The organism is Ignavibacterium sp. (assembly GCF_025998815.1).
Lineage (GTDB): Bacteria > Bacteroidota > Ignavibacteria > Ignavibacteriales > Ignavibacteriaceae > Ignavibacterium.
In genome coordinates this window covers 982,833-995,263 of record NZ_AP026678.1, presented here as the reverse complement: position 1 = coordinate 995,263, position 12,431 = coordinate 982,833, and the positions used below count along the sequence as shown (strand labels likewise).

General features: G+C 33.2%; 14 protein-coding genes. 2 read left to right on the top strand and 12 right to left on the bottom strand.

Annotated elements, in window-relative coordinates:
* Entirely contained in the window at positions 1 to 531 is a 531-nt protein-coding gene (locus Q0X14_RS04220) for a GNAT family protein (RefSeq protein WP_297842860.1), read from the bottom strand.
* A gap of 1 nt (position 532) precedes the next feature.
* Entirely contained in the window at positions 533 to 1,489 is a 957-nt protein-coding gene (locus Q0X14_RS04215) for a right-handed parallel beta-helix repeat-containing protein (protein WP_297842857.1), read from the bottom strand.
* A gap of 49 nt (positions 1,490 to 1,538) precedes the next feature.
* Between Q0X14_RS04215 and Q0X14_RS04210 the strand changes: the two genes are divergently transcribed.
* The gene (locus tag Q0X14_RS04210) at positions 1,539 to 2,675 is read left to right on the top strand and encodes an alpha/beta hydrolase-fold protein (protein ID WP_297842854.1); all 1,137 of its coding nucleotides are present in this window, start codon (positions 1,539 to 1,541) and stop codon (positions 2,673 to 2,675) included.
* Here the strand turns inward: Q0X14_RS04210 and Q0X14_RS04205 are convergent.
* The 10 genes from Q0X14_RS04205 to Q0X14_RS04160 form a co-directional block, all read right to left on the bottom strand.
* Positions 2,672 to 3,277 (bottom strand): M15 family metallopeptidase, encoded by a 606-nt coding sequence (locus Q0X14_RS04205; RefSeq protein ID WP_297842851.1) that lies wholly within the window; start codon positions 3,275 to 3,277, stop codon positions 2,672 to 2,674. The genes Q0X14_RS04210 and Q0X14_RS04205 overlap by 4 nt on opposite strands.
* The gene (locus tag Q0X14_RS04200) at positions 3,274 to 4,140 is read right to left on the bottom strand and encodes a fructosamine kinase family protein (protein WP_297842846.1); all 867 of its coding nucleotides are present in this window, start codon (positions 4,138 to 4,140) and stop codon (positions 3,274 to 3,276) included. Before Q0X14_RS04200 ends, Q0X14_RS04205 begins: the two co-directional genes overlap by 4 nt.
* A complete protein-coding gene (locus Q0X14_RS04195) occupies positions 4,137 to 4,607 on the bottom strand; it encodes a low molecular weight protein-tyrosine-phosphatase (RefSeq protein ID WP_297842844.1) in 471 nt (156 codons plus the stop codon). The genes Q0X14_RS04200 and Q0X14_RS04195 overlap by 4 nt, the downstream gene beginning before the upstream one ends.
* A gap of 27 nt (positions 4,608 to 4,634) precedes the next feature.
* On the bottom strand, positions 4,635 to 5,057 hold the full coding sequence (locus Q0X14_RS04190) for a secondary thiamine-phosphate synthase enzyme YjbQ (protein ID WP_297842841.1): 423 nt from the start codon (positions 5,055 to 5,057) through the stop codon (positions 4,635 to 4,637).
* A gap of 30 nt (positions 5,058 to 5,087) precedes the next feature.
* On the bottom strand, positions 5,088 to 6,860 hold the full coding sequence (locus Q0X14_RS04185; RefSeq protein WP_297842839.1) for a M28 family peptidase: 1,773 nt from the start codon (positions 6,858 to 6,860) through the stop codon (positions 5,088 to 5,090).
* 10 nt (positions 6,861 to 6,870) lie between these two features.
* Positions 6,871 to 7,920 (bottom strand): hypothetical protein, encoded by a 1,050-nt coding sequence (locus Q0X14_RS04180; protein ID WP_297842836.1) that lies wholly within the window; start codon positions 7,918 to 7,920, stop codon positions 6,871 to 6,873.
* A gap of 14 nt (positions 7,921 to 7,934) precedes the next feature.
* Complete coding sequence (locus Q0X14_RS04175; RefSeq protein WP_297842833.1) at positions 7,935 to 8,648, bottom strand: MBL fold metallo-hydrolase; 714 nt, start codon at positions 8,646 to 8,648, stop codon at positions 7,935 to 7,937.
* A 23-nt stretch (positions 8,649 to 8,671) separates the two neighbouring features.
* On the bottom strand, positions 8,672 to 9,118 hold the full coding sequence (locus Q0X14_RS04170; RefSeq protein ID WP_297842831.1) for a transcriptional repressor: 447 nt from the start codon (positions 9,116 to 9,118) through the stop codon (positions 8,672 to 8,674).
* A gap of 65 nt (positions 9,119 to 9,183) precedes the next feature.
* Entirely contained in the window at positions 9,184 to 11,205 is a 2,022-nt protein-coding gene (feoB, locus tag Q0X14_RS04165) for a ferrous iron transport protein B (RefSeq protein WP_297842828.1), read from the bottom strand.
* Entirely contained in the window at positions 11,202 to 11,423 is a 222-nt protein-coding gene (locus tag Q0X14_RS04160) for a FeoA family protein (protein WP_014560733.1), read from the bottom strand. Before Q0X14_RS04160 ends, feoB begins: the two co-directional genes overlap by 4 nt.
* Positions 11,424 to 11,897: 474 nt before the next feature.
* Here Q0X14_RS04160 and Q0X14_RS04155 point away from each other — a divergent pair, with 474 nt between their 5' ends.
* Positions 11,898 to 12,431, top strand: coding sequence for a hypothetical protein (locus tag Q0X14_RS04155; RefSeq protein ID WP_014560731.1), 534 nt, complete (start codon positions 11,898 to 11,900; stop codon positions 12,429 to 12,431).

Below are 12,431 nucleotides of genomic sequence, written 5' to 3'. Positions count from 1 at the left end.
TTATTTTACTTCTTCTCTTAACAATGAATAAACATACAAGTCCCAAAATAATTTTTCTTTAAATACAGCTTTTCTTATCACACCATCAAGTTTGAATCCGGCCTTTGTTAAAACTCTCATTGAAGCTTTATTCCCCTCATAAACATTAGCAGTAATTGATCTGATATTGTAGTGATTGAATAAATATTTTGTAAAAACTTTTACAGCTTCTGTAACAATACCTTTTCCCCAGAATGGTTCTCCAAGCCAATAACCAAGTTCCCAGGAATATCGGTAAACATCTTCTTTAAATTTTACTCCAATTCCGCCAATCAATTCATTCTGATTTGCAATTGCATAATTGAGTCCATCGTTGGTATTTCGAGAGACAGTAACCCATTGTTCAGCATCTTTAATTGAATATGGATAAGGAAAATTATCTTTAACCCAACGAAAGATTTTATAATTATTAGCATACTTTACAAGAGCTTCAACATCACCTAATTGAAAATCGCGGATTAAATACCGATCATTTAAAAATTTTATTAACATTTCACCATCCTCCATAAGGTCCGCCGTAAGCACCCTGATCGTTGCGCGAACCATCTATATCATTAAATTCAGGATCAGGATTTCCGGCATCTTTACAAGGTGACATATAATAAAGTCTGAAATCATCTTCAAATAGAAACATAGGATCATTATCTTCATCACCGAAAAAATTATATTGTTCAATCAGGTTTGATGAATCACCTGGTGCAAAAAAGAAGTTATGCTTTCCGGTTGGAGAATTATTTTTAAAGAAAATATTGTTGTGAATTTCAGTCCGCAAATGATAGTCAACAAAAATTCCGGCGCCTTCCAATGAACTTGTGTTTTTATAGAATACGCAATTTATAACAGTCAGATTTGAATTAACTGAATGAATTGTTCCACCCTGAGATTGTGCTGAATTTTTTGTGAAGATATTGTTATAGATGCTAATCACTGAGCTTCGTAATCCTATTGCACCGCCGATTTTAGATTTGTTTTCAGTTATATAATTGTTTTTCAACTCAGCAGAAGAGCCAATAAATGAAATAGCAGAATAACCGGTTCCATCTTGTTTTTCAAAAACTATTTTTTCAATTATACAAAACTGAATTACTGAATTGTGATTGGAGTAAAGAAATTTTATTCCTTCCCAGTCTCTGTTATAAGCTGTAAAAAGAATTGGACGATATCTTGTCCCAACTGCAATAAGAGTTCCTTGCACAATCATTTTTTTGCCGTCATCAAAGTAAAGCTCTGCATCAGGTTCAATTATTAGTGTATCAGATGGTTCTATAATTAAATCTTCTTTGATCAGATAAGGTGAATCTGCTCTGGTTAATTTTCCTGAAATTTTTCCACCAATTTCAGTAAACAGACCGGAAATCGGAGGTGCACCGCTGGTATCATCAAAGCTCTGCCTTTCAACACAACCGTTAATGACCAATATGATTAGTGTCAAAGAAAAAAAATATTTCATAAAAAAGAAAATATCATTCAATATATTTCACAACAAAAATATTTTAATTATGCGAAAAATAACATTAACACTTTTAGTATCAATTTGTGTTTCGATACTTACTTTTGCTCAAGTTAAAGTCACAATAAATGTCTGCGCGAATTCAGTTCAGGAAAGTGAAAAAGTTTTTATCGCTGGAAATCATACTCAGCTTGGAGAATGGATTCCGAACAGAATTGTCCTCGAACAAATTGATTTATTTATTTGGACGAAAACTTTTTTATTCAACAAAAATGAATTTCTTGAATTTAAGTTTACAAAAGGAGATTGGAGTAAGGAAGCATTAACAAATGATAAAACTGTTCCTCCGAACCATAAACTTACGGTTATCAACGACACGGTTTTAACATTTAAGATTAACTACTGGAAAGATGAATTCCGTATAAGTGTACCAGATACAATTAATGGAAAATATGTACACATCAAAAATTTTGATGCTAAAGAAATTCAGGACAGAGATGTAATTATTTGGTTGCCACCTGATTATGATTCTTCTGACAGCAAAAAGTATCCGGTGCTTTATATGCACGATGGTCAGAATGTTTTTAATCCGGCAACATCAACACTTGGGTATGATTGGAGGATTGATGAAATAGCCGATAGTCTTATTTCACTTGGCGATGTTCCTTCTTTCATTGTTGTTGCGATTTATAATTCCGGCAGAAGATTCTATGAATATTCAAATACTGAAGAAGGTGAAAATTATATGCGGTTCATCGTAAGTGAGCTTAAACCATTTATTGATAAAAACTTTAAAACACTCTCAACAAGAGAGAATACTTTTGTTGGCGGTTCTTCGATGGGTGGATTAATTTCTTTTATGCTTGGTTGGGAATATCCTGAAGTATTTTCAAGAATGATTTGTATTTCACCGGCATTCAAAATCAGAGATGTTGATTATGTAAGTGTTGTGAAGAATTATTCCGGCGCTAAGAAACCTTTGAAGATTTACATTGATAACGGAGGTGTTGGTTTGGAAGCTGAACTACAAGCTGGAATAGACGAAATGTTAAAAGTGTTAAATGATTTGGGATATAAATTAAGTGAAGATATAATGTGGATAAAAGATAATGAAGCCGAGCATAATGAAATCGCGTGGTCAAAGCGTGCACCAAAGTTTCTAAAATTTTTATTTGATAAAAATTAGTTAGTTCTCTTTTCGAAATGCTGATAGTCTTTTGAAGAGCGCCAGAAACCACCCCACATCCAACCGCGTTTGCGGAATTCTTTGACAATCTGTGATGACTCAGTCAATGTTCCTGGTTTTGATTTATCATATGTTGAACCTTCAGGAATTGTTTTTCCTCTTTTGATATGAGGATTCTGCATTGGGTTAATATCAATTGCCAATCCTTTTGCATGGTAAGAAACTATGTTTGCATCTCTTAATCTTCTGTAATTAAATGCCGAAGTATTGTTAACACTCATAGATACATCATCATTCCACCCATACTTCGCAATCGGAATTGCTTTTTCAATCGGGAATTTTATTTCTTTAATAATTCTGAATATTTCTATTAAATCTTTTGCCGTTGATTTATGAACCACCAATTGACCTTGATGTAACTTGTCATCAAAAGAGTAGTATTGAACATCAATTAAGACAAGATTATTTCTGATTGTTTCCGGAATATTTATTCCTGCGATAGCTTCTTCAAAAGTCATATCCGAATCAATAATTACTTCTTCTTCAATCTGAGCAAAAAGATGTATGGTCGATAAAATAAAAAGCGTTATTAAAAATTTCATAAATAAAAGTCCATAAGCGAAATTGTCTGATGATAATAACCGCCACCAAAAAGATTAAGGTGATTCATTATATGATAAAGTTTATAAATATTCTCACGGTAATCATATCCTTCAGGTAAAGGAAAGAATTCATTGTATGATTTATAAAATGTTGAACTAAATCCGCCGAACAATTTTGTCATTGCAAGATCAGCTTCTCTGTTACCATAATAAACTGCAGGATCAATAAGGCACGCATTCCCATTTTCATCAACTAAATAATTTCCTGACCATAAATCACCGTGCAAAAGTGAAGGAATATTTTCTGAACCCTGCAAAATCGTTTCAATCTTATCTTCAAGTAAAGAAATTCTTCTTTTCATTGATGAGTCTGCATAACCATTTTTTTCGAGTAATTTGTATTGAAACAAAATACGCTTGTTGAAATAAAATTTTATCCAGTTATTTTTTTCATCCGGTTCAGGAATATTTCTTTGAGGTGTTGAACCAATGTAATTATCTTCATAAAAGCCAAAATGTTCTGAAGTGAATTGATGCATCTTTGCGAATGATCTTCCGAAATCTTCGTCAAATGTTTTTGATTTTCTACCAATGTTTATATGTTCGAGCAAAATAAAATTAGTGTCAACCAGAACTACATCAGGAACTCTTATTGCTTTGGCTCTTTTAAGTTCTCTCAAACCATTTGCTTCCTTGTAAAACATATCTTTTGCTGAATGATAATTCAACTTTAAAAAATATTTTCTGCCGTCGGAAGTTGTTATTGTTTGTGCATCGTTTATGCAACCACCACCAACACTCTTTGATGATACAATTTTACAATTGAGTTCTTTCTCGATGTATTTAATTATTGCATCTCTCATAATTCATTTTGAATGTGCTTTAATAAACCTTTTGCAGCATCTTCGATTAAATCCAATGAATACTCAAAATCACTTTTATCTCCGTAATAAGGATCAGGAATTTCTTTGGCTTTCATCTCTGAAAGGAAATCTGCCATCTTAAAAATTTTATTCTGAAATTTCTTTTGTGAATCAAGTCTTTGAACGGAACGGTGAATTTGATCATCCATTGTGATAATGTAATCAAACTTTTCCAGATCTGATTTTGTTATCTGTCTAGCTTTATGATTTAACTCGTAGCCTCTTTCTGCGGCTGCTTCAATCATTCTCGAGTCGGGAAGTTCACCTGCGTGATAATCAATCGTTCCTGCTGAATCAATAAAGACTTTATCTTTCAGACCATTCTGATTTACAAGCGATTTCATTACTCCTTCGGCAGCAGGTGAGCGGCAGATGTTTCCCATACAAACAAATAAAATTTTCTTCATCTACTTTCTCGTTGGTTTATGAGATTATTATTCGGTTCCAATTAAAGTTATTACAACTTTTCTTCTGTGCGAGTGAATACGATGTTCACAAAGATAAATTCCTTGCCAGGTACCAAGGTTCAGTCTTCCATCAGTGATAGGAATTGTTAACGAATTTCCAATCAAGGAAGTTTTTATATGTGCCGGCATATCATCTTCGCCCTCATAATTGTGCAAAAAATATTTTTCATTCGGAACAAGTTTATCCAGAAAATTATCCATATCAACTCGAACCTCAGGACTTGCGTTTTCATTTATTGAAAGAGAAGCTGAAGTATGTTTTAAAAAAATGTTCGCTATTCCAACACGGATACTTTTTATCTCGGGTATTTCAGAAATTATTTCTGAAGTAATCAGATAAATTCCTTTTGAGCGACTTTTAAGTGTTATTTCCTTTTGAATGAAAATCATAAAAAAAGCGGTATTGCTACCGCTCCTCTTTTACCTTGCTTTTAATTCAAGTTCTACTTCAAGCTCCTGGTCAGCTCGTTTAATTAAGACTTTTACTTTATCGCCTGGTTTATAATTCCCAATCGCATAAGTAAAATCATAGATGTTGGAAATTTTCTTATCACCAAATTTTGTAATTATATCACCGGCTTTCAGACCAGCCAGAGCAGCCGGGCTGCCTTCAGTAACACCACCAAGTTTATAACCATCTACATCACCAGCAAAATCAGGAATAGTTCCAACCCAAACTCTTGATGCAGTCATTCTGCCGGAATCCTTTCTTTCAACTGCGAGATAATCCGGTTTGTTTTCTGAGTTAATTATTTCGGTTGCAACTGAGTGAATGTATTTAAGAATTTTTTCCTGACCATCGGAATTTATTTTATCATAATCATCGCTTGGTTTATGGTAGTCAGAATGTGTTCCGGTAAAGAAAAATAAAACAGGTATTTTCTTACCATAAAATGATGAATGATCGCTTGGACCAAATCCTTCATCATTAAAAGTCAATTTGAATCCAAATGAATTTTTATCATTTAAAGTATTTTTCCAGTTAGAAGATGTTCCGGTTCCATAAACTATCAGTGAGCTATCTTTCAATCTTCCAATCATATCCATATTTATCATTGAAACTACTTTCTCAGTAGGAACAGGAAAGTGATTTACAAGATAATTGGAACCGAGTAATCCAAGTTCTTCACCTGAAAATGCAAAGAAGAAAATACTTCGCTTCAAATTATTTTTTTCAAAAGCAAATTTTTCAGAAAGCTCAAGCACACCGGTTGTGCCTGATGCATTATCATCAGCACCATTATGAATAGCCGGTTCACCCTGATAAAGTGAATTTTGTTTTCCCCAACCAAGATGATCGAAATGAGCACCGATGGCAAGATACTCATCAGATAATTTTTCATCGTTAGCTTTTAATAAACCGCCAACATTCCAGCTAATGCTTTCAACTTCAATAACTTCTGTCTTAATCTTTGCAGTGGTGTTAAGTTCAAATGAAATTGGTTTCTTATTTTCTGTTATCTGCTTTTCAAGTTCTTCTGCATCAAGCTTAATTTTTGATAAAAGTTTCTGCAGAACATCTCTTTTAATTTGTATTACTGAAATTCCTTTTACTTTTGCAGCTCCATCATAAACAAGTTTGAATAATTGATCATCATCTTTTTTGTCAGAAGTATTTACGAAAATTATTCCTGCTGCACCTTTATCTCTTGCAACAGTTGCTTTGTATCTTAAGCCGGCAAATTGTTCAAGCGGAGAATGTGGAGTATTTATATCCGGATGATTTCGGAAAACAATCACAATCTTGTCTTTTACATCAATGTTTTCATAATCATCATAATTATTTTCTTTTGAAGAAATTCCAAATCCTGCAAAAATTAGTTTACCTTCAACTGTCAGGTTATCGGAAAAGGGAAGTGGAGTGAAATCATTATTAACTTTTAATGAAATTTTTTCTTCATTAATCAACTCACAAAAATTATCTCCTAATTTGATATCAGAGATAAAAGGAAATTCCTGAATGTAGCTTCCGTTGAAAGCTGGTTGAAGTCCGGCTTTTTCAAATTCCTTTGCAATATATTCTGCAGCAATACGACATTGTTCAGTACCTGTAAATCTTCCTTCCAATTCATCCGAAGCAAGATATTTTATGTGTTGATAGATTTCTTCTTTTGTAATTTCAGGTGAGTCAACAACCTGAGAGAAAGAAGCAACTTGCAGTGATGCAAAAATTATTAAAACTAATTTTTTCATATTTATTCCTTTACTCTTCTTCTACCCATTCAGCGATAAAAATGTTTGTATCGTTTGGATTTTTATTGAAACGGTTTGAACCAAAAACTAAGTACTTACCATCCGGAGAAAACATTGGAAAGCCGTCGAATGTTGGATTAAAAGTGATTTGCTTTAATCCTGTTCCATCAATGTTTATCATAAATAAATTAAAGTCGCGACCATTTTCGCTTCCATAATTAGATGAGAAAATAATTCGTTTACCATCAGGATGAAAGAAAGGTGCGAAACTGGCTTTACCAAGATTGGTAACTTGTTTCATATTTTTTCCATCAGCATCCATAACAAATATTTCGAGTGCGGTCGGACGCACATATCCATATTTTACAAGTTCATCATAATCTGCTAATTGAGCTTCTGTTTTCGGTCTGCTTGCTCTGAACACAATTTTGCTTCCATCAGCAGAAAAGAAAGCGCCTCCATCATAACCCTTTTCGAAAGTTAATCTGGTTTGATTAGAGCCATCAAGATCCATTACATAGAGTTCAGGATCGTTATCTCTTGTAGATGTGAAAATGATTTTATCTCCTTTGGGAGAAATTGTAGCTTCAGCATCATACTTACCTGAGTTAGTAAGTTGAACAAGATTTTTACCATCTTTGTCAGCCATAAAAATGTCGTAAGAATCGTAAAGCTTCCAGACATAACCTTTAGATCTGTCTGGTGGAGGTGGACATTCTTCATCAAAATGATGAGTTGAAGCATAAAGTATTTTCTCTCCATCAGGATAAAAGTAAGCACAGGTAGTTCTGCCTTTGCCGGTTGAAACCATTTTTTTATCGCTGCCATCAATGTTCATTGTAAATATCTGGTCGCATTTCAAAGTATCAACAGTTGCCTGAAAAATTAATTTTTTACCATCGAATGAAAAATATGCTTCTGCATTCTCACCAACTTCAGTAAGCATTCTGAGGTTTTTTAAATGCTTTTCGCCTTCAAATCTGTATTTTTCATCTTGTGATTGTGCTATTACAAAATGAGTAATAAAAAATGTAAGTAATACAATATTTATCTTATTCATTAAATACTCCATAATTATTCGGGAACATGAACTAAAAAATATTCTTTTGCGGTTTCGCCAATTGATTTTGCTTCTTTGAAAGACATATGCATATCGTCTGATTCTTCTTCACCGTGACCGGCTTCGATAATTGCGAGATCAGCACCTTTAGCACTTCGCACTAAAGTTTCGCAATAAGCAGTATCACCACCATAACAGATTTTCATCTTGTTATAAGAAAAATTATATCCCAACGCTGGCACTTGTCTTTTTCCTCTACCATCATTCAAAATTTCTTTATGAATCACTTCAAATGGTTTAATACGAACTTTTTTACTTGTAACAACAGATTTACCATCTATTTCTTTAAGTTTGATAATGTAAGGAAGTGAATCCTGATAGACTTTTACAAATGCGTTATGAATATGTTCGATCTCAATACAACCTTTGGGATAGTAAATTGTCAGCGGAGTTTTTTTATTCATTACACGGAGGTAAGTGAGCAAAGACCAAACACCACCGACATGATCGTGATGTCCGTGTGTTACGAAAACATCTGAGATAGATTTTATCTGTTCAACTGTTAACTCTTTATTCAGGTCTCGCAAAATTCCATCTCCGGGATCAATAACAATATTTGCGTCGCCTGCACGTACTAAAATTCCTGTAGCAATATTCGGGATAGAACAAAAGATTTTAATTGAAAAATCTTTTTTGGACCAGCTTAAAGGATACTTCGTTTTTTTCATTGGTAAAATTTTTTAAAGAGTGTTTATTGGTTTTTACAATTCTTTCTATTCTTACATCTGGCAAAAATATTAAACGAATAACTATCAAATTCAAATCCTAAATCATCACTTATTTGTTCCGGAAGTTTTTTGATGCGCGGGTCTGAGAATTCTACAATCTTTCCGCAGTCAACACAAATTAAGTGGTCGTGTGTTTGTTTTTTATAATTGCTTTCATAACGGGTAATGTTATCACCAAAATTTCTTTTGGAAATTAAGTCGCACTGAACTAACAACTCCAAAGTATTATAAACTGTAGCTCTTGAAACTCTGGATTTTGCATTTTTCATTTTAATGTAAAGATCATCTGCACCAAAGTGACCTTCGTGTTCAAGAGCATATTCAAGTACTTCAAATCTTTCGGGTGTTATTCTGTTTTTGCCCTGTTTAAGAAATTTGCGGAAAATTTCTTCAGCTTTTTCGTTCTTCATTTTCTTTTTTTTAATTGCACTTAAAAATAAATGAGCTGAATAGTTTTATCAAGGTAAACCTCGAACTAATTAATGCCTAACAATCTTAGTCCATTCACTGTAATTAATGTAAACAAATAAGCTGTTGAAGTAAAAATTATTAATTGAAGAATCGGAATTCTCCAACCACCGGTTTCTTTTCTTGAAACTGCAATTGTAGAAATACATTGCAAAGCAAATACAAAGAAAACCACAAGTCCGATTACCGTTGCAGTAGTAAATAATGGTTCACCTGTTTCCTGATTAGTAGCCGTTTGCATTGCAGTTAATAGTGATGATTGAATATTCTCATCATCTGTAACTCTGAAAATCAAAGCAAGTGATGAAACGAAAACCTCTCGTGCTGCAAAAGCTGCAATTAACGAAACACCGATTCTCCAATCCATACCTAACGGGGCCATAATTGGTTGAATGAATTTTCCAAGCTCCGCAGCATATGATGTTGCCAATCTTTCCGATTTTTCTAATTGAATAATTTCTTCTTGGTTTAATCCAGTCGCATCAATCTGAGGAGAATGATTAGGCATATATGTTAAAAACCAGATTATCAACGAAAGTAACAGAATAATTGGTCCGGCTCTTTTAATATAATGCAATGCATTGATGTAAGAATTTTTCAACACAACTTTAAGTTTAGGAATTCTGTAAGCTGGTAACTCAAGTATGAAAGAAGAATTATCTTCAGCTTTTATGAGCTTCTTACTGAATTTATTTATCAATGATGCAACAATAATTGAGCTAATTATACTAAACAGATAAATTGAAGCAAGCAGTATTCCACCAAACCAAGGTTTATCAGATGGAGTTAAGAATGCAACTAACAAAACATATACTGGCAATCTCGCACTACAACTCATTAGCGGAATAATAAAAATTGTTAACAATCTTTCACGCTTATTTGAAATTGTTCTGGCAGCAAGCATCGCAGGAATTGCACAAGCAAAGCCGGATAGCATAGGCACAAATGATTTTCCATTTAATCCGATTTTGGATAACGGTTTGTCAATCATCATTGCACCTCGTGCAAGGTAACCTGTATCTTCAAGCAAACCGAGAATTAGAAATAGAATTAAAATCTGAGGAAGAAAAACTAACACAGAACCGGTACCACTTATCAAACCATCACTAATTAGATGAGAATACCATGTATTACCTAAAAGTTCTGAAGAAGTTTGTGCCATATAGGAAAAGAAATCATCAACCATTGTCATGAAAGGATCAGCGAGCCAGAAGATGGATGTAAACATGGTAGTCATTATAAGGAAGAAAAATAATAATCCGTATCTTCTGTGTAAAAGAATTCGATCAAGTTTTAATGTGAATAAATCCGGCTGCAAACTTGGCTCTGTTAAAACCGGATTAAGTATTTTCAATTCTTTATTAATCTTTTCCAGGTCAGGAGTTTCGATTGGTTCAATTACTGCACGTGTTAAATCTTCAATCTCTGAGTAAAGAGTGATTAAATTTTCTTTGCTTAATTCATTTGAAAGTGTATAAGGTTGAAAATGATTATTCGTAACTCCTTTTAGATTTTTTTCTATTTTAAGAATCAAATCATCAATGCCAACACCGGTTCTACCGTTTACTGTTACAACATCACAACGAAGAAGTTTAGATAGTTTATCGGTATTTACTTTTAATCCTTTTTTTTCTAGTAAGTCTCGCATTGTAAGAACTAGTATAACCCGAAACCCAGCAGTCAACAATTGTTTTGTTAAAAGTAAATGACGTGATAGCTGGCTTGAATCAGCAGTGGCAATTACTAAATCAGGGACACCAAATTCCGGATGATTATATAAAGAATTAACTGTAACTTCTTCATCAGGTGAATTTGGGTTGAGTGAAATAATTCCGGGAGAGTCGAGAAGATTGGCTTCAATATTATATTTATCCTGAATTTTGCATGTATAATATTCTACTGTTGAGCCGGGATAATTTACAGTTTTAAAATTTTTACCACTAAGGTAATTGAATAGAGTAGTTTTACCAGAGTTAGGAGGACCGACAAGAGTTATCAGAGGAATTCGCTTAGCAACATCAATGTTCATGACAAAATTATACAGTCAGCTTCATTTCTTCTTATAGCAATTAAAGTTCCTCTGATCGAAAAAGCCATTGGATCATCGAACACAGAAGTGTTCACAAGTTCTATTTCTTGTCCAGGTGTAAATCCAATTTCAATTAATCTCTTGTAAGAAGGATTATCTGAATTTATATCAGATATTCTTGCTTTTTCTCCGTGTTTTAATTCTGCAGCTGTTTTCATCTTTTTTCCAAACTATTTAGATTTAGTCTACATAAACTTACATATCACTTAATTATAAAGCAAGAACTTTTAATCAGGATTGTAATTAAAATCACTTGACAAAGAGCAAATACCATATGTTAATATCATTTATTCAGAGATTTAATTTTTGAAGCTCGGTAAAACTTACAAATTATTTCAAATCTTCATAACGAATTTGGAGTTGAGCTTCGGGAAACTATAAACGACCCGATGTGTAAAATCTAAAATGAAATTAAGTAATCATTGCAAAATTATTCATCGTACATAAAAAGAATTGAAACTAAAGTAATTTCAAAAAAAATGGCGACAAATCTGTCAGTCAATATTGACTGATATTTTAAAAGAATTCGAGGAATATTTAATATTAAGAGTTGATGTAGTGATTCTTAATTTGGCATTGAATATGCAAAAATAAACCATAAATATCGAACAAATTTTTCAAAGAGGATTAAAATGGATATCGCAAAATTAGCTTTTCTTGAGACTTATAATTTGCCCGATAACGGAGGCATTATGGGTGCTGTTTTAGTTACAGATGCAGAAACCAAACCACTTGAATTCAGGGTTACAGCACCGATTAAACCAACAAGTTTTCAGAAAACTTTGTACGGTGATGTTTTGCTTGAGCATGTACTTGTCGAATTAATTGCAATTCCTTTGTTGAATGCAATCAACGAACAAGTTGATATGATTCTGGTAAAAGATCCTCTTTTCTTAAGTGCAAACAATAAACAGGGAATAAGAGTAGTAAGAATTGTGAATGACGAGAGCAGCAAAGCGAAAGGGAATACAGTTCTCATTCCGCTTAATACTCCGATGAACGGTAGTGCAAAAGCATATCTTGAAAGTGCTAAGAAGTTTGAAGAAGAATTACAGTCTATAAAAGAAAAACTAGAAAAGATAGCTGAATCAAGAAACCTTTCCGAACCATTTGAGAGACTGAAACTAGCTTGTGAACAGGTTCAATCTCAAAGAACAGGTGACTAA